The following is a 25,677-nucleotide window of genomic DNA, read 5'->3' as shown; positions in this document are numbered from 1 at the left end:
CGGCAGGGGCCCCGAACGGCTTTCCGCCGCTCGGTCCTTCGCGCTCTATCCCTCGTCGTCCGTCGCGTACCGCACGGCGGGGACGCCGTCCCCGGCCGGCAGGGCCTGCGACAGTCGCGGCAGCAGCTGCGCCGTGAGCAGGGTGGACAGGGCGGAGGTGTCGCCGCTGCCCGGTCCGTCCGTACGGATGACCACCGGCTGCGGGGCGTGCGTGGCCAGTTCGGCGCCGACCTCGAGCCGGCGACGGGCCAGTTCGTACTGGAGCACCGCGGCGTTGTCCCGGTACGCCTGGGCGAGGGCGCGCTGCGCACGGGCCTCGTTCTCGGCGGCGATGAGCCCGCTGCGCCCGCGCGTCTCGATCTCGAAACGCACGCGCTGCGCGTTGGTCTCCTGCTCCTCCAGCAGCTGTGCCACCGCCTCGCGTGCCCGGTTCAGCGCGGCCTTCACCTCGACGATGCGGGCGTCGCGGACCTTCTTGGCCCGTTCGATGTCCATTCCGAGGCTGTCGATACGGCGTTTACGGGTCAGGCCCCACTCCTGCTCGTACGCGTGGCGTTCCTTCGCCACCCGCTCGCGGGTGGCGAGATGCTGCTGGTACTGGGTCGGCAGCTGCACGTCCGGGATGTTGCAGCCGGTGATGCGGACGCCGTAGCGGGACAGCTGGCGGTTGAGCAGCTCCTGCATGTCGGCGACGTCCGAACCGCGCAGGTCGTAGGCCCGCTCGGTGCGCATCTGGCGCGCCCGCTGCCGGATCGCGTCCTGGACGGCGCTGGAGAGCACCAGGTCGAAGTTGCCCGCGCCAATGGTCCGTACGAACAGCACCGCGTCGGTGATGCGGAACTTCAGGAAGAACTCGATCGACCGCAGTGGCACGTTCTCCTGCGTCGGGCAGGCCATGACCGGGGCGGAGTACGGGATTTCGGTGGCGGTGTCCACCACGAAGTCCACGCGTGACCACGGGTGCCACAGGTAGTGGCGGCCGGCCTCCAGGGTGTTGGTGACGGCGCCGTAGCGGGTCAGCACACCGTTGGTGCCCTGCTCGATCTCCACGATCGAGGAACGCCACCACCACAGGGCGCCCGCGAGGAGGAGCACGCAGCCACCGGCGTAACCGAGGGTGGCGAGTGCGCCGTAGGCGAAGTCGGCGACATCGCTGCCCTCCGACTCCGCCTCCGCTTCCCGCAGGGTCAGCATCACGCCGGACAGCAGGGAGAAGACGCCGAGCCAGAGGGGCAGCATCCACCAGAGCCGGCGGCGGTGACGCGGAATGATGACCGGAATCAGGGTGCCGGCCTCGCCGCCGCGCAGCAGCTGGGCGATCTCGCTCCAGGGGGCGACCGCTTCGGAGATGACCGACCTGCGGTTCATACGTGCGGTGCTCACAGGGCGCCCTCCTCAGGCTCGGACGGGGACGACGGGGACTCGGAGCCGGAGCCGGACTCTGTGCCGGATCCGGGGCCGCCGGGCTGCTCCGTGGTGCCGGGTTCCTCGCCACGGACGGGCGGTACCACCGGCCGGTCGGCCTCCAGCAGAGCGCTGATCTCGGTCTCACGATCAGCGATACGAGCGGCGACGTCGGTCAGCCGGGCGCGCATGGTGGCCATGTCCGCGTCCGTGAACAGCTCCGTCCCGTGCTCGCCGATCAGTTCCTTGGCGAGCTGCAGGAAGTCGACACCGGCGGCCTCCCCGCGCTCCCCCGGACCACCGATCCGCACCAACCGCGGAAGGTGGTCCGCGACCTGCTCCAGGGTGTCCAGCACCTGCTGCTGGTAGCGGTACTCCAGGATCTCCGGCGCCTCGGCCGCCGTCACCGCGCGGATGTCGAGGGCCTGCGCCTCCAGAAGGGCCGCGTTGGCCTTCGCCTCCGACTCGGCCTGCACGTACCGCTGGCGGGCCAGCGCCTCGGCCCGGTTGGTCTCGCGCTCGACCGCGGTGTCCATCTGCGCCTGGTACTGCGCGATGTCCGCCTGGATCGCCGAGAGCGTCTCCTGACGGGTCGCCAGCTCCTTGGTCAGGTCACCCTCGTCCTGCTCCTTGCGGAGCTGGAGGGCGTACTCGTGGGTGTACGCCTCCTTCGCCACGCGCACCATCTCGGGCGACGCCAGGTCCATGCGGTAGGCGCGGTCGGACGGCTCGGCGTGCGTGATGTTGGCGTTCGTCAGCTCCACGGCCGGCCGGAACTGCTGGTTGAGCTGCTCGACCAGGCGTCCGGTGTCCTCGCCGACCATGTCGTAGATGGCGGCGGCTTCCTGCTCGTAGATGAGACTGCGGATGGTCTCGCTCACCGCGTTGCTCAGCTTCTCCTCGAAGCCGCGCACGGCGCCGAGCGTGTAGACGAACTCGGTGGGGTCGCTGATCCGGAACTGGATGAAGAGGTCGATCGACGCCTTCACCCCGCCCTTGGTCGGCGCCTCGCGGACCGGTGCGTTGAACGGGTACTCGCGGGTGGTGTTGACGATGTACGACACCCGCTTCCACGGGCTCAGCAGGATCACCCGGCCGGGGCCCACCACCTTCTCCAGCTTGCCGAAGCGGGTGATCAGCGCCTGGCAGCCGTCCGGGACCATCACCATGCCCTGGCGCGCCCAGACGAAGGCGACGGCAAGGACGGAGATCACCCAGTAGTGGATGCCGAAGAGGGGGTGCGTGAGCAGGCCGTCTCCGGCCGCCGCGACGATGACGGAGGCGACGGCGCCGAGCACGAGCAGCAGCACGACGGGCAGCATGCTCAGGAAGGAGCGGCCGCGCGGCATCACCATCGGGCAGATGGCGTGCACCTGCTCGCCGCCCTCCTTGCGCTGCTCGCTGCGGTTGAGGGCCTCGCCGGCCTCGTCCAGCGGGACGGTCTTCTGCGCCATGACGGTGGCGATGCTGCCGCCCTGTTCCCGGGCGGCGGGGAAGTCTCCGGGGTCCATGCCCTCGTCCTGAGTCCCCTGACCGGCCTGTGCCCCGGCCGCGCCGGACTGCCGCCGGCCTCCGTCGTCGCCGCCACCGCTGCCGCCGCCCGCGCCGCCGGCGCGGCGACGCAGCGCCTCCTCGGCGATCTGCTGCGGGCTCGCACCTCCTGCGTACGCACGCGCGGCTTCCCGCAGGTTCTGAGTCCGTGCCACGTTTCCCCCTTCGCTCTTGCTATCTGCGGGCCATCCCACACCATGGCCCCGGCCGGGTACAGGGCAGGGTAGTCATTCACCACGCGTTTCCGACCCGGACAGACGCCGTACGCCGCTCCCGCCGCGTCACCCGGCGCATTCGGCGCCGAGGCGCACAGGCAACGCAACGCGGCCCGGGCGATGCGCCAACGAGCCGTAGGCACAGGGTATTTGGCCCTGCGAACGATCAGCCTCACCTCACTGCCGGGCAGCACCGCACCCGGCGCCGCCCTCGTCCGGGTCCGGCGACGTCTCGCGGGTCAGTCCCACCAGAACGACCAGGAAGTTCGCCCCATGAGGTCCGTCGCGTACTCGGGAAATGGTGTGGGCGGGTCGTCGACGATGTTGTCCGCGGTCGACAGCACGTGTTCCAGAGCGAGCAGGTCCGTGTGCTCTGCTTCAACGGTAGGTCTCGCGACCCCGAGACACGCAGCTCGCTGCCGAACACCGCCACGACCTGGGCGCCGAAGCGCTCCTCCCAGCTCCGCAGGAGTGCACACAGCAGAGGGAGTGGCGCTTCCGCGGACCAGCCGGTCAACGCCAGAGCGTCACTGCTGCGACGGGCAGGGACGAGAACGAGGCGGCATTCGTCCAGCCCGAACCGGCCCTCCTCGATGAGCCCGGCCACCAGACTTGCCGCAGTCCCCTCGGGCGTCGGGCCTGACGGCGCGATCGGCATCGCCGGCGCCAGGCCCGGCCACTGTTCGAAGGGTGGCCCGGGATCGTGTGGCCACGGCTCGATTCCGTCAGGTACTGGGCTTGGCGTCGGGTCCGTCCAGATAGGCAGCCTCCTGCGGCGGTACTCGGCGAAGTCCGCGGCCAGCACCTCCTCCAGCTCGACGGCGTCGAGGCGGTCCAAGTTGAGCGGTCTTCCGATGGCGCCGGGCCAGCACAGGAGTGGAACCAGGCCGTGTGTTCTTTGCTCGCTCAGCAGCCGGGGCCACAGCCGTTCGACGTCTTGGGGGAACTCGTCGGAGACCCACACGTGTACAGGACCCGGCAGATTCGGCCCCACCGTGTTCCGCTGCTACGAGCAGGACCTTTCGTACACCACCGCGGAGTATCTGGAGCTGTTGCGGACCTACTCCGGCCATCGGGCTCTTCCCGATGCCGCCAGGGACGGCCTGTTGAGGTGCGTCGCTGGCCTGATCGACGGGCGGTACGGCGGCCGGGTGACCAAGCGCAGTCTCATCGAGCTGGCAGTGTCGCAGCGGCGGTGACGCCGGCCGGCCGCCTCGCCAGGCCGCTCACCATGCAGAGGCGAGGACCGCCCAGAGCTGCTTGTCGTGGCGGGTGCCGTCGAAGGGCCAGGATTCGCGGCGTACGCCCTCGAGGGTCATGCCGAGCCGCTTGGCCACCGCGGCGCTGCGTTCGTTGTCGGCCCGGCAGTGCCATTCGGCGCGGTGCATTCCGCGGGTGAGGAACGCCCAGTCCAGCAGGGCGCGGCACGCCGCGGTGACCAGGCCGTGGCCCTCGGCGGACGGCTCCAGCCAGCAGCCGATCTCGCACGAGCCCGTGGCGGTGCTGAAGTCCGTGAACATCACGCCGCCGACCAGGGCGCCGTCGAGACGGATGCCGTACAGGCGGGCCCCGTCCGCGGCCTGGCGCTCGGCGTACCGGCGCAGTGTCGCGCGCGCCCCGTCGACGTCGTCGGTGACGAAGCCCGCCCCGACCCACGGCCGGATGTGCTCGCGGGCCCGGTCCAGGTGGGCGGCGAACTCCTCGGCGTGCCACGGCTCCAGCGGGAACAGGTGCGCGTCGTCCCGCAGTGGGAGGGAGAACATGGGAACCTCGCATTCGCACAACAAGCGTTATGGTTATGTACCGTCGCAGCATGCCACGTACCAAGGGGGATCACGAAGCCCGTCGGCGCGACGTATCGGAGGCGGTCTGGCGCGTGCTGGCCGCCGACGGCTTCAACGGGCTGACGCTGCGCGCCGTCGCGCGTGAGCTCGGCGCGACCACCGGTCTGCTCACGCACTACTTCCCCACCAAGGACGACCTCGTCGCACACGCCCTCGACCTGCTCGACCGCCGCACCGCCGCTCGTCCCCGGCGGGCCGCCGGGCAGGGGCTGTCCGCGGTGAGGGCTGCCCTGCTCGCCGTGCTGCCGCTGACCGCCGAGGCCACCGCCGCCAACCGGATCTGGGTGTCCTCGTGGGACACGGCGCTCGCCGACCCGGAGTTGAGCGACGACTACGGCCGCAAGTACGCCCGGAGCCGCGACAGACTGCGCGCGTCGGTCGCGGACGCCCAGCGGCTCGGGGAACTGCCCGCCGGAGACCCGGGACGCATCGCGGCCGGCGCTCAGGCCTTCGTACTGGGCCTGGTGGTCCAGGCGTTGTTCGATCCCGCCGCCTTTCCGCCCGACCGGCAGACACAACTGCTCGACGACTACCTGACCGCACTGGCATCCCCGGCCCCGTCCCCGCCCTCTGCGGCCGTACAGTGATCCGATCACGGCGGACGGCCGCCGCAGACAGCACGGGGGTGTTCAGTGGCGGCACCGAAGGACGCGGCCGCGGCCCGCAGCGTGGTCCGTGCACGCGTGGGATCGGGCCTGGCGGTGGCGGTCCTTCTGCTGCCCTTCGCCGGCTACGGACTGGCCAGGACAGGCGCGGTTCCCGAGGGCACACCGATCGTGCTCGGCCTGCTGGGCGGCATCATCGGCGTCGTGCTCCTGCCCGCCCTGTGCGAGGAGCAGGCCCCGTTCCGGCACTCGTCGTCGCGTCTGATCGCGCGCACCCTGACCGGCGAACGGTCCGTCGACCTGGACCGGATCACCACGGTCCGGCTGCTGACGACCTTCTCGTACGGCAGTGTCCACCGCACCCTGGTGGTGCGCGACGCCCACGGTGTACGCCTGGGCGTCACCACTGAGCGCAGCCGCCGGAAGTTGCGCCGGGCGATCGAGAAGGCGGACGCGAACGCGGCGCGCGGAGTCCCCGCGCCCAGGGTGAGCCGGGCGGCCCGAGTGCATCTGGGTCTGGCGCCGGGGCGAGGTCTCGTCGTCCACACGGCTCTCGGTTTTCTGTTCCTGACGGTGTCGGGGAGCCTGTACGTGTCCGTTGTGCTGCTACTCGGCGGGCAGTGAGCCGGCTCCGGTGAGCGCTGGACACAACGGCCGCTGTCCCGCCCGGACAGCGGCCGTTGAGCACCGGGGCCGCCCGGCCGGGGCCGGACGGTACCCCAGGGGCCGGATCAGAGCGCGCCCTGACGCCAGGGGCCGGTGATCGCGAACGTGATGCCGGGGGTCTGGATGTTCACGAACAGCCAGTTCCCGTTCTTCGGCTCGAACACGGATCCCGCCCACTCGGAACCCCGGTGGTCGGCCGCCGCGACGGACTTGCCCGCCGTCCCGCCGCGCAGGTCGGCGTTGTTGGCGGCGAAGCGGAAGATCTCGCCCTCCATGGTCAGGCCGTGGACGTACTCGGTGCCGCTGCCGTCCTCGCAGAGCACCAGACCGCCGCGGGGGCTGACGCACATGTTGTCCGGCGCGTTGAGCACCTCGGCCCCCGGGGAGGCGAAGAGGACCCGGAACTCGTCGGTGGCCGGGTCGAGTTCGAAGACCTGGCCCTGGCGGGCGGGGCCGCCGTCGGTCGTGATCACGTAGATCCGGTCGTTGCCGTACCAGGCTCCCTCGAGGCGGCTGAACACCGCGGCGCCGTTCGCCTGCGCCTGGTGGCGCACCGTGTCCGCCGCCGGGTCGGCGTCCTCCACGGGCACCCAGGAGACGGTGCCGTACGCCTTGTCGCCGTCGCGGCGGGTGTCGTACGTCGTGGCGCCGATGCGCATGGCCTCCAGCCGGCCGCCCTTGGAGAGGTCGCCGGGCACCGCAGGGACGAACCGGTACAGCGACGCGTCGCCGCGGTCCTCGGTCTCGTAGACGTAGCCGGTGACCGGGTCGATGGCGACGGCCTCGTGGTTGAACCGCCCCATGGCCTTGTACGGCTCGGGGTTGCCCTTGCCCTCGGAGGCCACCTCGAAGATGTAGCCGTGGCGCTTGCCGGCGGTCGTGGAGAAGGTCTCCTCGCAGGTGAGCCAGGTGTTCCACGGGGTGGGTCCGCCGGCGCAGTTGCGGATGGTGCCGCCGAGGCTGCCGTAGGACTCCAGCCACTGGCCCGCGTCCGGGTCGAAGACCATGGTGGTGGTCCCGCCGCCGGCCTCGGGGTTGTACGCCGGGGCGGTGAAGGCCGGTCCGGCGCCGCGCTCGTGGTTGCGGACGAGGTGGACCTTGTCGCCGTAGCGGAAGGCCGCCATGCCGTCGTGCGAGCCCGGGGTGCGGACCCCGTCGTCCATGAGGTCGTTCGTCCAGCCGTAGGTGATGTACTCGAACCCGCGCGGCAGCTGCAGCAGTTCCAGACCGGTGGCCTGGTCCTTGACCGGGCCCAGCGGGCCGTACCCGGCGTCGAAGGCGGACTTGACCGGCGCGGCGGACGCCGTACGGGCGGCGAGGGCCTGGAAGGGGACGGACGCGGCCGCAGCCACGGCGGCCCCGCGCAGGAGGGTACGTCGTTCGAAACCGGAACCGGTCGAACTTCCGGCGGACGTGCCTGTCATGGGAGTCCTCTCGAAGCTGTGGGCTGGGGAGCGGCGTCCATCACCCTAGGAGTGGGCCGCGGTTCCGATTCCCAACCGAAGATGAGCATTGGGCGAACGTTTTCAGCCACCTGAGTCCCCGGCCCCACCAGGTGCGCGGGGATGCTGCCAATCGGCGGAATCGGGGCCCGTCGGAGCGGTGGCGGCGCTGCCGGGCCCGTTCCGGATGCCAGGCTGGCCGCGACGGACACCCAGCGGCGATCAGACGGACACCCAGCGGCGTCACCGGTCGGCGTGGCGGAATCACGGAGGAACGTTGCCCCGCACGACGTCGGACCCGCCCGGCAGCACGAGGGCCGGCGCCGAGGAACGGCCGGCCGGGTTCCTCGCCGGCGTACCGGCGCCCGGGGCGTGCCCGCGCCGCGCCGCCGTGCTGCTGCCGGTGCTGGTGCTTCTCGCGACGCTGGCGGGCTGCGTGGGCACGTCCCGTACCGGCGCGGACTACGAGGAGAAGGTCGCCAACGCCGCGGAGGCGGCACGCTCGTCCGTCGAGACGGCGCGCCTCGTCGTCACCGCGGTGGAGGCCGGGAAGTCACCCGCCGCGTACACCAGCAGGACGCTGTCCGACGTGGAGTCAGCGGTAGGCACGGTCTCGACGCAACTCGGCTCCGTGCAGCCCCCGACCGAGGAGAGCAACCGGCTGCGCACCCGCATCACCTCCCTGCTGACCGAATGCCACAGCACCCTCGGGGACCTGCGGATCGCCGCCCGCGACGGCAGGACCACCGAACTCGTGGCGCTGGGTGAACGGCTGCCCGCGCTCTCCGCCCGGCTGTCCCGCTTCGAGATGATCAGGCCGACATGAAGAAGGTCCTCAGCCTGGCGCTGGGCGTCTTCACGGCGATCGGCGGTTTCATCGACATCGGCGACCTGATCACCGACGCTCTGATCGGGGCACGCTTCGGGCTCGCCCTGGTGTGGGTCACGGTGGTCGCGGTGATCGGCGTGGCCCTCTACTCGGAAATGGCCGGCCGCGTCGCCGTGGTGACCGGCCGCACGGTGTTCGACCTCATCCGCGAGCGCATGGGGGCCCGCACCGGCCTGGTCACCGTCGTCGTCTCCTATCTCGTCAACGCGATCGCCCTCGTCGCGGAACTGTGCGGCATCGCCCTGGCCATCGAACTCCTGACGGACGTCCACTACCTGCTCTGGGTGCCCCCGGTCGCGTTCCTCGCCTGGCTCGTCATCTGGCGTGTGCCGTTCGAACTCATGGAGCGGGCCTACGGCCTGGCCGGAATGGCGCTGTTCGTCTTCGTGGTGGCCGTCTGGCAGCTCGGGCCGGACTGGGGCGAGATGCTCCACAACGTGACGCAGCCGCAGCTGCCGGCAGGTGAGGGCCTGCCCACCTACTTCTTCTACGCGCTGGTGATGCTCGGCGCGCAGATGACGCCGTACGAGGTGTTCTTCTTCTCCTCGGCGGCCGTGGAGCACCGCTGGCGGGCGCGCAACCTGACGGAAGTCCGGATGAACTGCTGGATCGGGTATCCCATCGGCGGGATCCTGGCCATCGGCATCCAGGTCGTCGCCCACCAGGTTCTGCAGCCCGCCGGCATCCAGGTCGAGCATCTGAGCCAGACCGTGCTGCCCGTCGTCCTGGCCTTCGGGCAGGTCGGGTTCGCCCTGGCCATTCTGGGGATCGTGGCCGCCGTGTTCGGTTCCACCATCGAAACGCTGCTCTCCTCCAGTTACACCGTGGCCCACCACTTCGGCTGGACCTGGGGCAAGGTCGCACGCCCCGCCGACGCAAGCCGGTTCCACACGCTGCTGCTGGTGACCCTGCTCGGCGCGACGGCGGTGGCGCTCACCACGGTCAACCCGGTGACGGTCACCATCTACGCCGTCTATCTCGGCGCCGCGGTACTGCCCCTGACGTATCTGCCGATCCTGGTGATCTCCAACGACCGCCGCTATCTCGGGGACCGGGTCAACGGGCGCCTTGCCAACGCGGTGGGCACCGTCTATCTGCTCCTTGTGGTGGCCGGCGCGCTGGCCGCCCTGCCCCTGCTCATCGCGACCAAGGCGGGACTGTGACCATGACCGAGTATCTGGACGCCGGCCTGGAGCTCCTCGACCGTCAGCTCGTCGACGCCGACGGTACGTCGCTGGGCAAGGTGGACGACCTCCTCTTCACCGACCCGGGCCCCGACGGCGGGCCGCCCGTCCTCGCGGCCCTGCTGGTCGGCCAGCAGGCGTTCGGAGCACGGCTGGGCGGCCGGCCGGGACTCTGGTGGACCGGGCTGGCCCGGCGGATCTCGCCGGCCGAAGGGCCCGTCGAGGTGCCCGCCGAGCTGATCGGCGACGTCGGCCCCGTGATCTCCGTCGACGCCCGCATCCAGGCGTTCCCGCGGCTTCTGGGCCCGGAGAGGTGGCTGCGCCGCCACCTCGTGTCCAGGCTGCCCGGGGGTGAGCGTGAGAGCGACTGACCTGCTGGGGTCCGTGGTGGAGGACACCCGAGGACGCCGGCTGGGGAAGGTCCACGACATCCGCCTCGCGCGTCCGTCCGCGTCAGAGCCGTGGCGGATCGATGCCGTCGTGGTCGGGCCGTCCGCCCTCGCCTACCGGTTCGGCTACGCACAGCACGAGGTGAACGGGCCCTACCTGGTCACCGCCGTCGCCACCCTGCTCAACCGCCGGAGCCGGCGGATCTCCTGGGCGGACGTCCTCTCCTTCCACGAACGCCGACTCACCGTCCGCACCGCGCCGACGGGAGACGCGTCATGACGACGGAAGGACTCGCCGTCCTCTTCGCGTGGCTGGAGTACGCGGCGCTCGTCGCACTCCTCGCCTGGCTGATCCTGCGCCGCCCCCGCGGCAAGTAGACGGGGGAGCCAAGGGATCCGCGCCGCTCCCTACTTGTTCCCCTCGGTGGCGAGGGTGATGCGGTCGCCGTCGTCCGCGGTCAGGGTGAGGGTCTTGCCGTTGTCGGACACCTTGGCCGTGAGGTCGCCGGTGAAGACCTGGGACCACCGCTCCTCGAACTCCTGCAGGCCCTTCATGCCGCAGCCCATCGCCGTCGACACCATGTCGGAGATCTTGATCGTGTCGCCCTCGACGGCGACATCGACGCCGAAGTGGTTGCAGCCCATCCTGCCTCCGGAGTCTCCTCCGGCCCCCTCCTTCTTTCCGGGCTTGAATTCCACGTAGGAGCCGGTCCCCGGCGGCAGGTCGTACGCCTTGCCGTCGACGGTGACACTCTCCGGCACCCAGCGGACACCGGTCACCGGCGCGTCGCTGTCCGCGCCGTCCACGTTGCTCTGGCCGGCCGCTGTTCCACAGGCGGCCAGTGCGGCCGTGGCGACCAGGGCCACGGCAGCGTGCTTCGCATTCGTCCCTCGCTTCATGGCCGTGTGACGTGGGCGAACCGCCTCTGGTTCCGCACCGGCGGTGGGTCCTTCGGAGGCGTCGAGGACACCCGCGTACGTGCACTGAGGCGTCAGTTGTCGAACGTGGCGACGGCGTGCAGACCCGCGTGGTGGAGCGTGCGCTGCACGCGACGGTTCGAGCCGGAGACGACGACGCTCGGGGCGTCCGCGGTGCTGACGGCGCGGAGCAGGGCGTAGGCACACACCAGGTCGATCCGCTCCAGGGCGTGCATGTCGAAAACCCACACCCGGGCGCCGTGCAGCCGCGGATCCTGTAGCTGCTCCTCCAGAGCGCGCGCCATCGAGGAGTAGAGCGCGCCGTGGAAGGCCACGTCGACGCGTTCACCGTCGGACGTGATGGTCGCGGGGTGCTGCTGTCCGCGTGAGGCCGAGGTGATCATGGTTCTCCCTCCGGTGGCACGTGAGGCGTCGGCGCAACCTTGTGAGAGTTTGCGCTCTATGTCAGAGATACACCCCCTATATGAACATCCGGCTGCTTTCGGGTCACGACGCCGGCCACGGACCGGGCCGGCTGAGGAGATGGCGGACGGCCGTTCAGGCGCGGTGGTCTCCCGTGGTTCCGTCGGGAAGCGAGTCGGCGAGATAGCCGGCGAGGTCCGGGCGGTCGGGCGCGAGCATGTGCCGAACCCATGCGTCGCGCTCATGGAGGATCGGCGGCAGCTCCCAGACGCAGCCGATCAGCGACCGGTCCAGCCGGACGAAGTGTGCCGGATCCCGGTCGGGGCAGCCCAGCACCGGCTGGCCGGCCGCCGCCCCGCCGAAGTGCAGGACGTTGTCCCACACCCAGCTGTACGCATTGAGGTACGCCCCGTCGTCCCCTCCCCTGTGGAGGACGACGAAGGTCGCCGGCGGCGTGCCGTCCGCCTCCGGCAGCAATTCGGGAAGGATCGCGTACGCGGCCTTCTCCACCTCGGGAGCGATGCCGTCGGGGTCGGACGTGACGTGGTAGCGCTTGACGCTGCGGCCGCCCACCTCGACGGGCGGCAGGGCGCGCAGCAGTTTCTCGGCGAAAGTCATGGCTGGACCGTAGAGCGGCTTCACTGACATCTTGTGTCAGTGAAGTCCAGCCGCCTTCTGTCGATCCTGCTGCTGCTCCAGACCAGGGGCCGGACGACCGCCGCCCAGCTCGCCGCGGAACTGGACGTCTCGGTACGAACGGTCTACCGCGACATCGAGTCGCTGACCGCGGCGGGCGTACCGCTCTACGCCGACACCGGGCACAGCGGCGGCTACCGCCTGATCGACGGCTACCGCACCCGGCTCACCGGGCTGAGCGCCGGCGAGGCGGAGGCGCTGTTCCTCTCCGGGGTCCCCGGGCCCGCCACCGAGCTGGGACTCGGCGGGGCCCTGGCCGCCGCCAGGCTCAAGCTGCGCGCGGCGCTCCCGCCGGAGCTGCGCTCCCAGGCCGACCGGATGCGCTCCCGTTTCCATCTCGACGCCCCGGGCTGGTACGCCGAGGACGACGACGTCCCGCATCTGCGGCGGGTCGCGAACGCCGTGTGGGAGAGCCGGGTGCTCGAGGTCCGCTATCGCCGCTGGAAGGAGCCGACCGACGTGGACCGCCGGCTGGAGCCCTACGGCCTGGTGCTCAAGGCGGGCCGCTGGTACGTCGTGGCCGGCCCGGGCCCCCGTACGTACCGGGTGGACCAGATCCTCGAACTCACCGAGTGCGACGAGCGGTTCAAGGCGCCGGCGGACTTCGACCTGGCCGGTTACTGGCAGCGCTATCAGGCGGACTTCCGGGCCCGCCTCCACCGTGACGAGGCCGTCGTCCGTCTCGCACCGCGGGCCGCGGCCGGTCTCGCGGGGGCGGCGGCCCGGGCGCTGGCCGAGACCGGCACCGCGGAGGCGGACGGCTGGATCAGGGCGGTGCTGCCCGTCGAGTCGCTCGATCACGCACACGGCTACTTCCTCGCGATGGGCGCCGACGCCGAGGTCCTCGAGCCGGCGGAACTGCGGTCCCGCCTCGCGGCCACGTCCCGCGCGCTGGCAGCGCGGTACGCGTCGGTGTGATGTCGTCCTGGTGGCCTTGGCGCTCGCTTCTGCACGGCAGGTGTTGTTCGGTGCGCTGGTAGCCTGGGCGGACGCTTCGACATCGCCGGGGCCCGCGCCAAGGGGTGCGGGCCCCGCCTCGTTCCGGGCGCCAGACCAGGGAAGGGTCCCCATGAACAGCAAGCCGTCAGCCCGTGGGCGCTCCGGTGCCGGCACGACCCGGACCGTGGCGCCGCGGGGCGAGCTCTCGGCGGAGACGCTGACCCCTGGCTCGCCGCCCGCCGCTTCCTTCGCCGAGCTGGAGCTCCCGGCGGAGGTGGTGCGGGTGATGACCGACCTCGCGGTGACGGAGCCGTTCCCGATCCAGGCGGCCACCCTGCCCGACGCGCTGGCCGGCCGGGACATCCTCGGCCGCGCGCGGACCGGCTCGGGGAAGACCCTCGCCTTCGGGCTGGCGCTGCTCGTCCGCACTGCGGGTCGGCGCGCCGAGCCGAAGCGGCCGCGCGGGCTCGTCCTGGTCCCCACCCGGGAACTGGCGCAGCAGGTCGCCGACGCCCTGGAGCCGTACGCCGTGGCGCTGGGGCTGCGGCTGGCGACGGCCGTCGGCGGACTGTCGATCGGGCGGCAGGCGACCGAGCTGCGGGCCGGCGCCGACGTCGTCATCGCCACTCCGGGACGCCTCACCGACCTCGTCGGACGCCGGGACTGCCACCTGGACCAGGTGCGGATCGCGGTGCTGGACGAGGCGGACCAGATGTGCGACATGGGGTTCCTGCCGCAGGTGACGGAGCTCCTGGACCATGTGCCCGCCGGGGGCCAGCGGATGCTGTTCTCGGCCACACTCGACCGCAACATCGACGACCTGGTCCGCCGCTACCTCCACGACCCGGTGCTCGCCACGGTGGACCGGGCGGCGGGCGCGGTCACCGCGATGGAACACCATGTGCTGAACGTCCACCCCGCGGACAAGTACGCCACGGCCACGGAGATCGCGGCCAGGGACGGGCGGGTGCTGATGTTCCTGGACACCAAGCACGGCGTCGACCAGTTCACCCGCCATCTGCGCGGCAGCGGAATCCGGGCGGCCGCGCTGCACAGCGGGAAGTCGCAGCCGCAGCGCACGCACACGCTCGCGCAGTTCAAGGAGGGTGAGATCAACGTGCTGGTGGCCACCAACGTCGCCGCACGCGGCATCCACATTGAGGGCCTCGACCTCGTCGTCAACGTCGACGCCCCCGCCGACCCCAAGGACTATCTCCACCGGGGCGGCCGCACCGCACGCGCGGGCGAGTCGGGCAGCGTGGTCACCCTCGTCACCCCGAACCAGCGGCGTGACGTGAACCGGATGATGTCCGACGCCGGGATCCGGCCGGTGGTCACGCAGGTGCGCTCCGGCGAGGAGAAGCTGAGCAGCATCACCGGAGCGAAGCGTCCGCCCGCCGCGGCCAAGGCCACCGGCAACGCGGCCTTCCGCGGCATGGGCACCCGGCCGGGCAGCGCCCCGAAGGAGTCACGCAAGGCCGCCGAGGCCCGCAAGGTCGCGGAGGCGCGCAGAGCCGCCCGGGTGCGCAGAGGACGCTGAGCAACCGCCGTCGGCCCCTGCCGCCCGGGGTGTTTCGTTGGGACGGTGTGTGACGCCGCGTCAGGAAGGCGCGTGACGCCGCGGCGGCAGCGGCGTCACGCGAAGGTCCGGCGGCTACACGTCAACGGGCCGGGTCGAGAAGGACCTTGAGGACGCCGGCGGCGCGGCTGTTGTACAGCTCGTACGCCGCACCGCCCTCGGACAGGCCGAGACGGTGGGAGACCACGGCCTCCGGGGTGAGCCGTCCGGCCTGGGTGAGGGCGATCAGGACCGGCAGTTCGTAGTGCACCGAGCAGAGCCCGATCGCGAACTCCAGCTCCTTGATCTGGGCCATCCCCATGTGGAACGGGAACGCCGCGTTCTGGCTGACCCCGATGACGCTGACCCGGCCGGCCTGCCGGACGACTCTGAGGGCGAGCTCGATGGTGGTGTCCGAGCCGACGGCCTCCACCACGGCGTCCGGCCCGCGTCCCGCGGTCATGTCCCGTACGGCCGTTCGCGCGTCCTCGCCCTCCACCGGCTCGACGCCCAGGGTGGCGGCGAAGGCGCGGCGCTCCGCGACGGGATCCACGCCCAGCACCCGGGCGGCGCCCATGGCGAAGGCCGACTGCGCGGCCATGAGGCCGACCGGGCCGAGGCCGATGACGAGAATGGTCTCGCCGGGCTGGATACGGGCGCGGCGGCAGCCGTACCAGGCCGTGGGGGCGTTGTCCGTCAGGACGGTGGCGGCCTCGTCGGAGATGCCTTCCGGCAGGTGCACCAGGTTGACGTCGGCGTGGGGCACGGTCAGCGACTCGGCCTGGCTGCCCTGGAGCTGGGGGCCCACTCCGTAGCACAGGTCGATCGGGGACTTGGCGCGCTCGCACCTGGCGGTGTACCCGGCCGCGCAGGTCCTGCACAGGGTGCAGCCGGCGGAGGCGGGGACGAGGACCCGGTCGCCGGGCTTGAAGCGGGTGACCTGGCTGCCGGTCTCCGCGACCACGCCGACGCACTCGTGTCCGGGGGTGTATCCGGTCTCCGGGCTGAAGCCGTGGCCGTCGTAGATGTGCAGGTCGCTGCCGCAGATGCCGGCCGTGGTGACCCTGACGACCACGTCGGTGGGGCTGGTGACGGCCGGGTCGGGAACCTCCCCGTAGCGGATGTCGTGGCGGCCGTGGTAGGTGAGGGCCTTCATTAATTCCTCCGTCCGGGCGCGGGGGGCGCCGGTGCAGCGCGACGACGCCGGAGTGGCGAGGCAGAGGACCGTGGTGTCGGTGTCGACGTCCAGGGCATTGACCGTCCCCCCTCGCGCCTCAGGCGCTAGGATCAATCTTTAATGGGACCGTATCATTTTGGTATGAGGGGAAACCATAGTCCGTGACACCCCAAAAGACGCGCGCAGAGAAAGGGCCGCCGCGGAGCCGGGAGCTCCGTGACACTCGCGGCAAACTCGTCCGGGCCGCCGAGCAGTTGTTCGCGGCAAAGGGCGTCGACGGTGTGTCGCTCAGCGAGATCAACCGGGCCGCCGACCAGCGCAACGCGACGGCTCTGCAGTACCACTTCGGCGACCGCGCGGGGCTGCTGCGGGCGGTGCTCGACAAGCATCTGCCGGCGGTGGACACCCGCCGGGAGGTCCTGTTGCAGCAGTACGAGGACGGCGGGACGGACGATCTGCGCTCCCTCGCCTCCGCACTGGTGCTGCCGGCCGCCGCGAAACTCGCCGACCCCGACGGTGGCCGCGAGTTCCTGCAGATCGTGGGCGAACTGCTCAACCGGCCAGAACCCCGCGTCGAGCTCGTGGTGACGGAAGGCTCGACCATCCTCGCGTGGCGCCGCCTGGTGGAGCCCCTGCTGACCCCCGACTCCACCTCGGTGCTCCACACCCGCTTCACCGCCATGCGCTTCTGCCACGCCGAACTCGCGGCCCGCGCCGCCGCCCGCCCGCGCAGGGACGACCGGCTGTTCACCAGCAGGCTGGTCGACCTGGTCACCGCGCTGCTGGCGGCGCCGGTGTCCGAGCAGACCGCACGGCTCCTGGACGAACGGGACCCCAAGGACCGGACCGGCCGGCAGGCCCCAGCACACTGACCGGTCCGTACGCGCGCGGCACATGGAAGCACCAAAGGCCCGTGACCTTCGCCGGCGCCTCAGCGAGGCCCTTCACAAGGGCAAATGGGGCGGCGACGCCGACGTGATCCAGCTTGTCGACCGGCTCGCCGCCTCAGGCTGAACACCCTGGGGCCAGGACCGTTCAGGACGAGTACAGCTCCTCGATGTCCGCCGCGTACGCCTTCACGATCGCGCCCCGCCGCAGTTTGAGGGAGGGCGTCATCAGGCCGTCGTCCATGGTGAACTCGTTCGGCAGTATCCGGAACGCCCGGATCGACTCGGCCCGCGACACCGCGCTGTTCGCCATCGTCACGGCCCGCTGGATCTCCGCATGGAGCTCCTTGTCGATCACCACGGCCTGCGGGTGCGACAGTTGCTTCCCGCGCAGTTCGTACCAGTGCGTCGACGCCTCCGGGTCCAGCGTGATCAGGGCCGCGATGAACGGCCGGTTGTCGCCGACGACGAGGCACTGGGAGATGAGCGGATGCCTGCGCAGCCGGTCCTCGAGGATCCGGGGGCTGACGCTCTTCCCGCCGCTGGTGATGATGACGTCCTTCTTGCGTCCGGTGATCACCAGGAAGCCGTCGTCGAGCCAGCCCACGTCGCCGGTCGCGAGCCAGCCGTCGCGCAGTACGGACTCGGTGGCCACCGGGTCGTCGTGGTAGCCGGCGAAGACGACGGGGCCGCGGACCCAGATCTCCCCGTCCGGTGCGATGTGTACGGAGCAGCCCGGCAGGGGCCTGCCGACGGTGCCGAACCGGGGGCGGCCCGGCGGCTGGCTGGTGATCGCGGCGGTGGACTCCGTGAGCCCGTAGCCGTCGTGGACGGTGATCCCGGCACCGTCGAAGAACAGACCCAGTTCCCGGTCGAGCGTCGACCCGCCCGAGGTGGCGTGCCGGACGCAGCCGCCCAGCACGGCCCGCAGCCGCCGGTACACCAGCCGGTCGAAGACCGCGTGCCTGGCCCTGAGCATCCGTCCCGGGCCCGGTCCTTCTCCCATGTCCCGCCGCTCGACCTCCTCGGCGTAACGCACCGCCGTGTCCACGGCCTTGTCGAACATCTCCCCCCGCCCGGCCTCCTCGGCCGCCCGGCGCGCCTTCTGGAAGATCTTCTCGAAGATGTACGGCACGGCGAAGATGTAGGTGGGCCGGAAGGACACGAGGGCGGGCAGCAGTGCGTCGGGCGCGAGGTCGGGCTGGTGTCCCAGCCGGATGCCGCCCCGTATGCAGACCACCTGCACCATCAGGCCGTAGATGTGGGACAGCGGCAGAAAGGCGAGGATGCGGGGCTGTTCCCCCGGCTCGGCGAGGATGTGCTTCCAGCCCGCGTACAGGGTGTCGCACTCGGCCGCGAGGTTCGCATGGGTGATCACACAGCCCCTGGGCCGCCCGGTGGTGCCCGAGGTGTAGGTGATCGCGGCGACCGACTGGGGCCCCACCGCCCGGCGGTGGCGGTGCACCATGGAGTCCGGCACCTGCGCGCCGCGCTCCGTCAGCCGCTGCACGCACCCCGAGTCGAGCTGCCACATCGAGCGGAGCCGCGTCAGCCCGTCGCAGGCCGCTCCCACGGTCATGGCCTGGTCCTCGTGCTCGACCACGACGGCCACCACCTGGGCGCTGGACAGGATCCAACGGACCTGGTCCGCCGAGGAGGTGGGGTAGACGGGCACGATCTGGGCGCCGATCGACCACAGCGCATAGCTGAACAGGGTCCACTCGTAGCGCGTCCGGGCCATCACGGCGACCCGTTCCCCGAGTTGTATGCCTTCGGCCAGCAGCCCCTTCGCCAACCCCATGACCTCGTCGCGGAATTCGGACGCGGTCACGGGGAGCCATTCGTCGCCGCCCGGGGCGCTGCTGCGCCGGGAGAGCTGTAACAGCTGCGGGTCGCGCTCGGCCACGTCGTAGACCGAGTCCGCGAGGCTCCCCGTCGCCAGGGTTTCCACCAGCGGCGGAAGGCTGAAGTCGCGCAAAGTGCCCCCTTGATGAGCTGTCGCCATGCCGCATGTGGCGGCGGACAGGGGCGCAAGGTACCGGCCATTTCCGTGGCTGCCTAGGGGCTTGACGCCGCTCGCTCGGATGCGCGATTACGTCCGGCGCCGGAAGCGGCGGCTCCGCACCGCGGACGCTGCGGACAGGCCCGCGGGTTTCCCGTCAGCGCCGGCGCAACTCGTCCAACCAGCGCACGATTTCGGTCGTGGCCGCGACGTTGGAACCCAGGTGACGGAAGCCTTGGTAGTCGACGTCGCCGAGATCGACTACGGGCGCGTCGACGCCGTTCCCGAGCAGCGCCGCCCGGCAGTGCTCGGTGTTGTCGGTGGCCGCCTGCTCGTCCCCGGTCGCCATGTAGAGCCGGACCGGTGCGCGGGGCGTCCAGTCGGTGCATACGGCGTCGGTGGTGCGCAGCGCCTCCGCCAGCGGCCACGTGGGGCGCGCGAGCAGGTCGCGGCCGTGCTCGGTCAGCAGGTCGTCCAGCTCGTCCGGGGTGCCCCGCATCAGCTGCTCCCCTGTGTGGGCGCCGTCGAAGAGCGCCTCGACGGTGGTGTCGTACGGGGCCCGGAAGACCTCGTCGGGGCTGTCGTAGAGGTGGTGGAGCCGGTTGAACGCCACCGGGGTGTACGCCGCGTACACCACACTGGACTTGGGTTCGAGCCTGCCTGCGAGCAGCGCGGGCAGCTCCGCGCCGCCGAAGTCGTACGCGCCGCTGACCGGCGCCAGCGCGCCCAGCCTGAACCAGCGGTCCTCACCCGCCTCCAGCGCCCTGCCGAGCCCCAGCGCCGCGGACGCGCCCTGCGAGAAGCCGGTGACCATGACCTCCCGCTCCAGGACGTGCCCGGTGCGGGGCGCGAAGGCGCGGGCGGCCCGCAGCATGTCCAGGGACGCCGTCGTCTCGGAGCCGATGTCCATCCAGGGGTGCGGGCCGGGCCCCTCGCCCATCCCCAGATAGTCGGGCGCGACCCCTGCCGCGCCGGCCGCCGCGTACGCGATCACCGGCGCGGACACGAACTCGCCGCGCCGCATGGACGGGGAGTCGTCCTTGTGGCTGCCGGTGCCGTGCGCGAAGGAGACCGCCCGCAGCCGCTTCTCGCGGTTGAACGGAAGCACGAACAGCCCGCTCGCCGTGGTGGGCCTGCCGTGCGCGTCGACGGTCCGGTAGACCAGCCGGTACGCGACGACACCGTTGCGGACGGTGTCGTCCCCGAACCCGGCGGCGGCCAGCTCGGCGGCCACGGCGCGCGGGGTCGTGAGCGTGTACAGCTTCTCGGCGGAGACCAGGGTGCCCCGGCCGTGCCGGTGGTGCCGGGCCTGCGCCTGGGCTCGGACGTGGTGGCGGTGGGTGCGGCGGCGGCTGACGGAGTGGCGGCGGTGGCGACGGCCGGACCGCTCAGCAGGAGTCCGCAGCAGAGGGCTGCCAACGGAGCCCGGAGGCTGCCGCGGTGCCGGGTGCCACTGCGCGGCGGTGTTGCGTTGGAGACCATCACGAATTTCCCCCAAGTACGGTGCGCTTTCTGTGCGTTCAGCCTCACGCAGCACGCGGTGCGACGCACTGGGGCGGGCCTGTGGGCCCCTGGCTGGTGCCTGCCCCCGTTCGGTGTGAACGCTCGACGGCGACCGTGCGCCGGCGCCGCCGTCCGGGGCGGCTCACGCCAGGGCGTTGACCGCTGCGGCGAAGACGCGTGGCAGTCGTTCGGCCGCGGGCACGATGAGCGGTGCGAGGGCGGGCCGCTGCCGGGCGCGCAGCAGGAGTTCCGTCAGCAGCCGGTGGCGGCGGGTCGCCCGGTTCCAGTCGGTCTCGTAGCGGCCCGGCGTACCGCGGCGCAGATTGCCGACCAGAGCCTCGGCGCCCGTGAGGGCCAGGGAGAGCCCCTCGCCGGTCAGCGCGTCGATGTACCCGGCGGCGTCTCCGACGAGGAGCACTCGTCCGTGGAGTCTGGTGCGCGCCTTCTGTCGCAGGGGCCCCGCGCCCCGCACCGCGGTGACGGCCGCTTCCGGTGCCAGGCGGGCCAACAGGTCGGGAAAATCGGCCAGTTGGGTCTCGAAGGGGACACGTCGCGCGGTCAGCAGCGCGATGCCGACGAGGTCCGGTCCGAGCGGGGTGACGTAGGCCTCGCCGTGCGGGCCCCAGTGCACCTCGACGCAGGAGGACCACGGGGGCACGGCATAGTGGCGGCGCAGCCCGTACCGGGGTGCCCCGCGGGAGGGGACGACCAGGCCCAGGGAGCGGCGCAGCGGCGAGTGCAGGCCGTCCGCGGCGACCAGCCACCGGGCGCGCAGCCCCGTACCGGGGACGAACACACCCGTGGCGTCATGCCGCACCTCCCCGACCCGCAGCGGAACCACGGGGACGCCGGCCTCGCCGACGGCCCGGTGCAGGGCGCCGTGCAGACTGGTGCGGCGCACCCCGAGGCCGTGGCCGTACCGGAAGTGCGCCTGGGCGCGGCAGCGTCCCTGGACGTAGCGGATGCCCTCGATCGGATGGCCGGGGACGTCCACGCCGAGCGCGGCGAGGATCCGCACGGCGCCCGGCATCAGACCCTCGCCGCAGGCCTTGTCGACGGGTGCGGGGCGCGGCTCCGCCACGACGGTGTCGAAACCGGCACGGGCCGCGTGGAGCGCGGTCGCGAGGCCGGCGGGACCGCCTCCGACGACGAGCAGGTCGTGACGGCCGCTCACCCGGGCACCGCCAGGGTCGAGGCGGCGGTCACGCGGGCACCGCCTGTGAGGTGAGCGCGGCGTTCTCGCAGCGGATACGGACTGTGAGCAGTACCGCGTTGGCCGCGGTGAACACCGCCGCGGTGAGCCACGCCGAGTGCACGAGCGGCAGCGCGGCGATCTCCACGACGACGGCGACGTAGTTGGGGTGGCGCAGGAACCGGTACGGTCCGACGGCGATCAGCCGGGTGCCGGGGACGACGATGACGCGGGTGTTCCAGTACCGCCCGAGTGTGGTGATGCACCACCAGCGCAGGGCCTGGGCGAGAAGGACCAGCGTCAGCATGGGCCACCCGAGTGCGGGCAGGAACGGCCGGTGGGCGAGCACGGGTTCGAGCAGGCAGCAGACCAGCAGGCCGGTGTGCAGGACGACCATGACCGGATAGTGACCGCGGCCGTGCTCCACGCCGGAGCGGGCGAGGGTCCAGGCGGCGTTGCGCCGGGCGACGACGAGTTCGGCGACGCGTTCCAGCGCGACGGCGAGGACGAGAAGCGTGTACCAGGGCATGTGGACCACTCACCAACGCAGCAGGACGAGTTCGGAGCAGAATCCCGGGCCCATCGCGAGCAGCAGGCCCCAGGTGCCGGGCGGGGGGCGACGGTCGTCCCGGGTGTTCTGCAGGATGTGCAGTACGGAGGCGGACGACATGTTGCCCACCGTCGCGAGCGAGTTCCACGCGGTGTCCAGGGCGCTGTCGCGCAGCCCGAGGACCTCGGTCACGGCGGACAGCACCTTGGGTCCTCCGGGATGGCACACCCAGGTCCCGATGTCGTCGGTGGTGAGGCTGTGGTCGGCCAGGAAGTCCCGCAGCCCGGCGCCGAAGTGGCCGCGCACGATGCCGGGCACGCCGGCGCCGAGCACGATGCGGAATCCGCTGGCGCCGATGTTCCAGCCGAGGAGTTGTTCGGTGTCCGGATACAGATGGCTGCGGGTGGCGACCACCGTCGGCCCGGCTCCGTCGCAGCCGGTGGTGCGGCGGCCGCGTGCGACGACGGCTGCCGCGCCGTCACCGAACAGGGCGCCGGCGACGAGGTTCGCGTGGGAGTCGTCGCGCTGCTGGAGCGTCAGCGAGCACAGTTCTACGGTGAGGAGCACGGCGGTGTCGTCGGGGTGGCCGCGCAGGTAGTCGTGCAGCCGGGCGAGGCCGGCGGCGCCGGCCACGCACCCGAGGCCGAACACGGGGACCCGCTTGACGTCCGGCCGCAGCCCCACGCGTCCGGCCAGCCGGGCGTCGAGCGACGGGGCGGCGATGCCGGTGATGGAGGTGCACACCAGCAGATCGACGTCGTGCGGTTCGAGCCCGGCCTCCTTGAGCGCGCCCGTGAGGGCCTGCTCCGCGAGGTCGAGTCCGGCGGCCATCCACGCGTCGTTGGACTGCCCGAAGTCGCCGAGGCCGGCGTACCGCTCGATCGGCAGGGCGAGATGCCGGGTGCGCACCCCGGCGGACGCGTGGAGGCGGCGCAGGAGGGCGCGCTCGGCGCCCGGCGCGAGGCAGAGGTCGCCGATCAGTTCGGTGAGGTCGTCCTGGGTGTAGCGGTGCGGCGGCAGCGCGGTGCGGACCGCGAGGATCGTGGTGGCCGCGCCGGTCGCGTCGGTGCGGTCCGGCAGGTCGGGCGCGTCGGGCGCGTCGGACGGTTCGGTCGGATCGGTCGGCGCGGGCGGGGAAGGGGCATCGTCGACCACCACAGGAACACGCATGCCGGTAATGCCCTTCTTGTTTTGAATGACTGATTATCTTGCCTTTGTGTCTCTACACCCCGTCGACGCCCTTCCCCTCCCGACACACCGTGTCCCCGCGCTGTGGCGCTCCTGCCACCTGGGACCGGCGCTCGCCGTCACGGGATTCGCCACCGCGCTGGCCGTGACGGCCGGGCGGGGGTCCGCGGGCGCTGCCGCGGTGGCCGCGGCGGTGCTGGCCGGCCAGTTGTCGGTGGGCTGGTGCAACGACGCGGCCGACGCGCGGCGCGACACGCTCTGCGGGCGCCGCGACAAGCCCGTGGCGACCGGGGAACTGTCGCCGCGCACGATCGCCGTCGCGGCCGGTGCGGCGCTGGCGCTGTGCGTACCGCTGTCCCTGCTCAGCGGCGTCGCCGCCGGAGCGGCGCATCTGGGGATGGTGGCCACCGCGTGGGCCTACAACCTGTGGTTCAAGCACACGGTGCTTTCACCACTGCCGTACGCCGTCGCCTTCGGCTCACTGCCGGCCTTCGTCACTCTCGGCCTGCCGTCGCCGGCCTGGCCCGCCTGGTGGGCGGTGGCGGGAGGGGCGCTGCTGGGCGTGGGGGCACACGTCGTCAATGTGCTTCCCGACATCGACGACGATCTCGCGTCCGGTGTACGGGGCCTGCCGCAGCGTCTGGGCCGGGCTGCGTGCCGGTGGCTGGCTCCGCTCGTGATGCTGGCAGCCATGGGCGTCGTCGTGGCAGGACCGCCGGGGCCGGTCGGGGCGACGGGCTGGGGGCTGGCGGCGGCTGCCGGCGTCGTGGCCGTCTCGGCCACGGCCGTGCCATGGCCGGTCTGCAGCCGGTGGCCGTTCCGGGCCGCGATCGTGGTCGCGGGCGCGGCTGTCGCACAACTGCTGCTGCGGGGGCCGGACATCGCCTGACCGCCGCAGTCCCCGCGCGCGAACGCGGGCCGGGGGCCCTGGTACTGAGACCAGGACCCCCGGCACAGGGGCGTTGCGGAGAGACCGCTGCAACCGACGTCCGCCTACTGGCGCCCGCCGCCGCTCTCGCGGCCACCCTTCTGACCGGCCTCGGACGCGCGCTGCGGGTCATTGGCGAAGTTCCCGCCGCTCTCACGGCCACCCCTCTGACCGGCCTCCGAAGCACGCTGCGGATCGTCGGCGAAGTTACCGGAGTTGTTGGACGCAGCCATGACTGCTCCTTTCCCTCAGGTTGTTGTGGGGGTCTCTTACGACACCGCGAGTGCCCATGGCGAGATGCCCCAATCAGTACTCTCCCGACGTTTTATTGACTATTGGTCACAGACATTGCCGGATCGGGTGGTCAGGAATCCCCAAAAGCGTTCTCTGCGACCGGAGTTGCCGACTCGGGGCGGTATTCGAGTGGAGTGCACACCAATACGTCGCATCCGACGAGAAGGCAGTTCACCCGAATGCACTTCGGCGGCTCGCCGACGAACCGCGCCCCTCGCCGGCAGGACCTCGCTGGACCCTCGCCCTGTTCTCGGTGAGCGAAGACCACGTTCCTGTGCGCAGATGGAGGGACGCCGACGCGCGCTCGATCACCCCGGCCACCGACCTGCCGCCTCGCCGGATCGTCCGATTGACATGCAGCCGGAGGGCTGCCTATCGTTTTATGCAACCGATTGGCTGCATGTCGGAGGAGTCGCACATGGACGAGGTCTTCAAGGCGCTGGCCGACGCCGGCCGCAGAAGGCTGCTGGACAGCCTCAACGCCCGCAACGGCCAGACCCTGCGGGAGCTGTGCTCGGAGCTGGACATGGCCCGTCAGTCGGTCAGCAAGCACCTGTCCCTGCTGGAGGCGGCCAACCTGGTCACCACCGTCCGGCGGGGCCGGGAGAAGCTGCACTACCTCAACGCCGAGCCGATCAATGCCATCGCCGAGCGCTGGATGAGCCGCTACGACCGGGAGCGGGCGCACGCACTCGCCGAGCTGAAGCAGACACTGGAGAGCACCGCCATGGACAGCAACGCGTTCGTCTACACCACCTACATCAGGACCACGCCAGAGAAGCTCTGGCAGGGCCTGACCGACCCGGCGTTCACCCGCCGCTACTGGGGCATGGAGTTCGCGACCGACTGGCGGACGGGATCGCCCATGACCTGGGAAGGCCAGGGGATCAAGTCCGTCGACCCGGAGCAGGTGGTCCTCGAATCCGACCCCTACCGGCGGCTGTCCTACACCTGGCACACCTTCACCCCCCAGTGGGCGGAGGCCGCCAAAGTGGACGACGAGACCCTCGCCAGGATCTCCGCCGAGCGGAGGTCGAAGGTCACGTTCGACCTCGAGCCCCACGGCGAAACGGTCAAGCTCACCGTCGTCCACGACGGTTTCGACCCCGGCAGCACCGTGAGGGACATGGTCCAGGAAGGCTGGCCGGCCCTCCTCTCGAGCCTGAAGACCCTCCTGGAGACCGGCGGCACGCTCCCCGACCCCGAGCCCACGGACCGGACCGACTGAATCGC

General features: G+C 71.6%; 26 protein-coding genes and 2 pseudogenes. 12 read left to right on the top strand and 16 right to left on the bottom strand.

What is annotated here, in order from left to right; genetic code table 11:
• Window positions 1–45 precede the first annotated feature (45 nt).
• The 4 genes and pseudogenes from ACWD01_RS07855 to ACWD01_RS07840 all read right to left on the bottom strand — a co-directional run.
• Window positions 46–1,383 (bottom strand): SPFH domain-containing protein, encoded by a 1,338-nt coding sequence (locus ACWD01_RS07855; protein ID WP_451159205.1) that lies wholly within the window; start codon window positions 1,381–1,383, stop codon window positions 46–48.
• Window positions 1,380–3,110, bottom strand: a complete 1,731-nt coding sequence (locus tag ACWD01_RS07850) for an SPFH domain-containing protein (protein ID WP_451159203.1) — start codon at window positions 3,108–3,110, stop codon at window positions 1,380–1,382. Before ACWD01_RS07850 ends, ACWD01_RS07855 begins: the two co-directional genes overlap by 4 nt.
• Before the next feature lie 299 nt (window positions 3,111–3,409).
• Window positions 3,410–3,514 (bottom strand): hypothetical protein, encoded by a 105-nt coding sequence (locus ACWD01_RS07845; RefSeq protein WP_451159201.1) that lies wholly within the window; start codon window positions 3,512–3,514, stop codon window positions 3,410–3,412.
• A 122-nt stretch (window positions 3,515–3,636) separates the two neighbouring features.
• Window positions 3,637–3,828: pseudogene (locus ACWD01_RS07840) on the bottom strand (DUF4253 domain-containing protein); the annotation flags it as partial.
• Between the two features lie 316 nt (window positions 3,829–4,144).
• Here ACWD01_RS07840 and ACWD01_RS07835 point away from each other — a divergent pair.
• Window positions 4,145–4,369: pseudogene (locus ACWD01_RS07835) on the top strand (class I SAM-dependent methyltransferase); the annotation flags it as partial.
• A 27-nt stretch (window positions 4,370–4,396) separates the two neighbouring features.
• Here ACWD01_RS07835 and ACWD01_RS07830 read toward each other — a convergent pair.
• Window positions 4,397–4,933 carry a GNAT family N-acetyltransferase gene (locus ACWD01_RS07830; RefSeq protein ID WP_451159199.1) on the bottom strand — a complete coding sequence of 179 codons (537 nt, stop codon included), beginning with the start codon at window positions 4,931–4,933 and terminating at the stop codon, window positions 4,397–4,399.
• Window positions 4,934–4,983: 50 nt separating this feature from the next.
• Here ACWD01_RS07830 and ACWD01_RS07825 point away from each other — a divergent pair, with 50 nt between their 5' ends.
• Both ACWD01_RS07825 and ACWD01_RS07820 read left to right on the top strand, forming a co-directional pair.
• Window positions 4,984–5,601, top strand: a complete 618-nt coding sequence (locus ACWD01_RS07825; protein ID WP_451159197.1) for a TetR/AcrR family transcriptional regulator — start codon at window positions 4,984–4,986, stop codon at window positions 5,599–5,601.
• Between the two features lie 45 nt (window positions 5,602–5,646).
• Window positions 5,647–6,243, top strand: a complete 597-nt coding sequence (locus ACWD01_RS07820) for a hypothetical protein (protein ID WP_451159195.1) — start codon at window positions 5,647–5,649, stop codon at window positions 6,241–6,243.
• Window positions 6,244–6,350: 107 nt separating this feature from the next.
• Here ACWD01_RS07820 and ACWD01_RS07815 read toward each other — a convergent pair whose 3' ends face one another.
• Window positions 6,351–7,709 carry an alkaline phosphatase PhoX gene (locus ACWD01_RS07815; protein ID WP_451159193.1) on the bottom strand — a complete coding sequence of 453 codons (1,359 nt, stop codon included), beginning with the start codon at window positions 7,707–7,709 and terminating at the stop codon, window positions 6,351–6,353.
• Window positions 7,710–8,004: 295 nt separating this feature from the next.
• Here ACWD01_RS07815 and ACWD01_RS07810 point away from each other — a divergent pair, with 295 nt between their 5' ends.
• Genes ACWD01_RS07810 through ACWD01_RS07795 form a run of 4 tightly spaced genes read left to right on the top strand, consistent with a single transcriptional unit; the run spans window position 8,005 to window position 10,469 of the window.
• Entirely contained in the window at window positions 8,005–8,553 is a 549-nt protein-coding gene (locus ACWD01_RS07810; RefSeq protein WP_451159191.1) for a hypothetical protein, read from the top strand.
• Window positions 8,550–9,779 (top strand): Nramp family divalent metal transporter, encoded by a 1,230-nt coding sequence (locus ACWD01_RS07805; protein WP_451159189.1) that lies wholly within the window; start codon window positions 8,550–8,552, stop codon window positions 9,777–9,779. The genes ACWD01_RS07810 and ACWD01_RS07805 overlap by 4 nt, the downstream gene beginning before the upstream one ends.
• Window positions 9,780–9,781: 2 nt before the next feature.
• Window positions 9,782–10,171 carry a hypothetical protein gene (locus tag ACWD01_RS07800; RefSeq protein WP_451159187.1) on the top strand — a complete coding sequence of 130 codons (390 nt, stop codon included), beginning with the start codon at window positions 9,782–9,784 and terminating at the stop codon, window positions 10,169–10,171.
• A complete protein-coding gene (locus tag ACWD01_RS07795; RefSeq protein WP_451159185.1) occupies window positions 10,158–10,469 on the top strand; it encodes a hypothetical protein in 312 nt (103 codons plus the stop codon). Before ACWD01_RS07800 ends, ACWD01_RS07795 begins: the two co-directional genes overlap by 14 nt.
• A gap of 128 nt (window positions 10,470–10,597) precedes the next feature.
• Here ACWD01_RS07795 and ACWD01_RS07790 read toward each other — a convergent pair whose 3' ends face one another.
• The 3 genes from ACWD01_RS07790 to ACWD01_RS07780 all read right to left on the bottom strand — a co-directional run bounded on the left by ACWD01_RS07790 (window position 10,598) and on the right by ACWD01_RS07780 (window position 12,148).
• Entirely contained in the window at window positions 10,598–11,056 is a 459-nt protein-coding gene (locus tag ACWD01_RS07790; RefSeq protein WP_451159183.1) for an META domain-containing protein, read from the bottom strand.
• A gap of 125 nt (window positions 11,057–11,181) precedes the next feature.
• On the bottom strand, window positions 11,182–11,511 hold the full coding sequence (locus ACWD01_RS07785; RefSeq protein ID WP_451159181.1) for an STAS domain-containing protein: 330 nt from the start codon (window positions 11,509–11,511) through the stop codon (window positions 11,182–11,184).
• A gap of 154 nt (window positions 11,512–11,665) precedes the next feature.
• The gene (locus ACWD01_RS07780) at window positions 11,666–12,148 is read right to left on the bottom strand and encodes a hypothetical protein (protein ID WP_451159179.1); all 483 of its coding nucleotides are present in this window, start codon (window positions 12,146–12,148) and stop codon (window positions 11,666–11,668) included.
• 39 nt (window positions 12,149–12,187) lie between these two features.
• On the opposite strand from ACWD01_RS07780, the gene ACWD01_RS07775 reads away from it, so the two are divergent.
• Window positions 12,188–13,144: a helix-turn-helix transcriptional regulator gene (locus ACWD01_RS07775; RefSeq protein ID WP_451159177.1), complete on the top strand. Its 957-nt coding sequence runs from the start codon at window positions 12,188–12,190 to the stop codon at window positions 13,142–13,144.
• Between the two features lie 151 nt (window positions 13,145–13,295).
• Window positions 13,296–14,705 carry a DEAD/DEAH box helicase gene (locus tag ACWD01_RS07770; protein WP_451159175.1) on the top strand — a complete coding sequence of 470 codons (1,410 nt, stop codon included), beginning with the start codon at window positions 13,296–13,298 and terminating at the stop codon, window positions 14,703–14,705.
• Between the two features lie 121 nt (window positions 14,706–14,826).
• On the opposite strand, the gene ACWD01_RS07765 is transcribed toward ACWD01_RS07770, so the two are convergent.
• A complete protein-coding gene (locus ACWD01_RS07765) occupies window positions 14,827–15,879 on the bottom strand; it encodes an alcohol dehydrogenase catalytic domain-containing protein (protein ID WP_451159173.1) in 1,053 nt (350 codons plus the stop codon).
• Between the two features lie 182 nt (window positions 15,880–16,061).
• On the opposite strand from ACWD01_RS07765, the gene ACWD01_RS07760 reads away from it, so the two are divergent.
• A complete protein-coding gene (locus ACWD01_RS07760) occupies window positions 16,062–16,772 on the top strand; it encodes a TetR/AcrR family transcriptional regulator (RefSeq protein WP_451159171.1) in 711 nt (236 codons plus the stop codon).
• Window positions 16,773–16,935: 163 nt separating this feature from the next.
• On the opposite strand, the gene ACWD01_RS07755 is transcribed toward ACWD01_RS07760, so the two are convergent.
• From ACWD01_RS07755 to ACWD01_RS07735, 5 genes are all read right to left on the bottom strand, one after another.
• Window positions 16,936–18,765, bottom strand: a complete 1,830-nt coding sequence (locus ACWD01_RS07755; protein WP_451159169.1) for an AMP-dependent synthetase/ligase — start codon at window positions 18,763–18,765, stop codon at window positions 16,936–16,938.
• Window positions 18,766–18,946: 181 nt separating this feature from the next.
• Window positions 18,947–20,023, bottom strand: a complete 1,077-nt coding sequence (locus ACWD01_RS07750; RefSeq protein ID WP_451159167.1) for a lipase — start codon at window positions 20,021–20,023, stop codon at window positions 18,947–18,949.
• A 411-nt stretch (window positions 20,024–20,434) separates the two neighbouring features.
• A complete protein-coding gene (locus ACWD01_RS07745) occupies window positions 20,435–21,466 on the bottom strand; it encodes an NAD(P)/FAD-dependent oxidoreductase (protein WP_451159165.1) in 1,032 nt (343 codons plus the stop codon).
• 28 nt (window positions 21,467–21,494) lie between these two features.
• Window positions 21,495–22,013, bottom strand: coding sequence for an isoprenylcysteine carboxyl methyltransferase family protein (locus ACWD01_RS07740; RefSeq protein ID WP_451159163.1), 519 nt, complete (start codon window positions 22,011–22,013; stop codon window positions 21,495–21,497).
• Window positions 22,014–22,022: 9 nt separating this feature from the next.
• The gene (locus ACWD01_RS07735) at window positions 22,023–23,204 is read right to left on the bottom strand and encodes a type III polyketide synthase (protein ID WP_451159161.1); all 1,182 of its coding nucleotides are present in this window, start codon (window positions 23,202–23,204) and stop codon (window positions 22,023–22,025) included.
• A gap of 46 nt (window positions 23,205–23,250) precedes the next feature.
• Here ACWD01_RS07735 and ACWD01_RS07730 point away from each other — a divergent pair, with 46 nt between their 5' ends.
• Complete coding sequence (locus ACWD01_RS07730) at window positions 23,251–24,111, top strand: UbiA family prenyltransferase (protein ID WP_451159159.1); 861 nt, start codon at window positions 23,251–23,253, stop codon at window positions 24,109–24,111.
• 104 nt (window positions 24,112–24,215) lie between these two features.
• On the opposite strand, the gene ACWD01_RS07725 is transcribed toward ACWD01_RS07730, so the two are convergent.
• Window positions 24,216–24,383: a general stress protein gene (locus ACWD01_RS07725; protein ID WP_451159157.1), complete on the bottom strand. Its 168-nt coding sequence runs from the start codon at window positions 24,381–24,383 to the stop codon at window positions 24,216–24,218.
• Window positions 24,384–24,862: 479 nt separating this feature from the next.
• Here ACWD01_RS07725 and ACWD01_RS07720 point away from each other — a divergent pair, with 479 nt between their 5' ends.
• On the top strand, window positions 24,863–25,672 hold the full coding sequence (locus tag ACWD01_RS07720; RefSeq protein ID WP_451159155.1) for an ArsR/SmtB family transcription factor: 810 nt from the start codon (window positions 24,863–24,865) through the stop codon (window positions 25,670–25,672).
• Window positions 25,673–25,677 lie beyond the last annotated feature (5 nt).

It is taken from the genome of Streptomyces sp. NPDC002835, assembly GCF_053591995.1.
Note: the sequence above shows the minus strand (reverse complement) of the source record. Positions and strands in the feature narration are given on the sequence as shown.

Bases quoted from the DNA above. Each gene is read 5' to 3' on its own strand.
- ACWD01_RS07830 (WP_451159199.1), bottom strand. From the start codon at position 4,933: ATGTTCTCCCTCCCACTGCGGGACGACGCGCACCTGTTCCCGCTGGAG.
- ACWD01_RS07825 (WP_451159197.1), top strand. From the start codon at position 4,984: ATGCCACGTACCAAGGGGGATCACGAAGCCCGTCGGCGCGACGTATCG.
- ACWD01_RS07815 (WP_451159193.1), bottom strand. From the start codon at position 7,709: ATGACAGGCACGTCCGCCGGAAGTTCGACCGGTTCCGGTTTCGAACGA.
- ACWD01_RS07805 (WP_451159189.1), top strand. From the start codon at position 8,550: ATGAAGAAGGTCCTCAGCCTGGCGCTGGGCGTCTTCACGGCGATCGGC.
- ACWD01_RS07800 (WP_451159187.1), top strand. From the start codon at position 9,782: ATGACCGAGTATCTGGACGCCGGCCTGGAGCTCCTCGACCGTCAGCTC.
- ACWD01_RS07785 (WP_451159181.1), bottom strand. From the start codon at position 11,511: ATGATCACCTCGGCCTCACGCGGACAGCAGCACCCCGCGACCATCACG.
- ACWD01_RS07780 (WP_451159179.1), bottom strand. From the start codon at position 12,148: ATGACTTTCGCCGAGAAACTGCTGCGCGCCCTGCCGCCCGTCGAGGTG.
- ACWD01_RS07770 (WP_451159175.1), top strand. From the start codon at position 13,296: ATGAACAGCAAGCCGTCAGCCCGTGGGCGCTCCGGTGCCGGCACGACC.
- ACWD01_RS07765 (WP_451159173.1), bottom strand. From the start codon at position 15,879: ATGAAGGCCCTCACCTACCACGGCCGCCACGACATCCGCTACGGGGAG.
- ACWD01_RS07740 (WP_451159163.1), bottom strand. From the start codon at position 22,013: ATGCCCTGGTACACGCTTCTCGTCCTCGCCGTCGCGCTGGAACGCGTC.
- ACWD01_RS07735 (WP_451159161.1), bottom strand. From the start codon at position 23,204: ATGCGTGTTCCTGTGGTGGTCGACGATGCCCCTTCCCCGCCCGCGCCG.
- ACWD01_RS07725 (WP_451159157.1), bottom strand. From the start codon at position 24,383: ATGGCTGCGTCCAACAACTCCGGTAACTTCGCCGACGATCCGCAGCGT.
- ACWD01_RS07720 (WP_451159155.1), top strand. From the start codon at position 24,863: ATGGACGAGGTCTTCAAGGCGCTGGCCGACGCCGGCCGCAGAAGGCTG.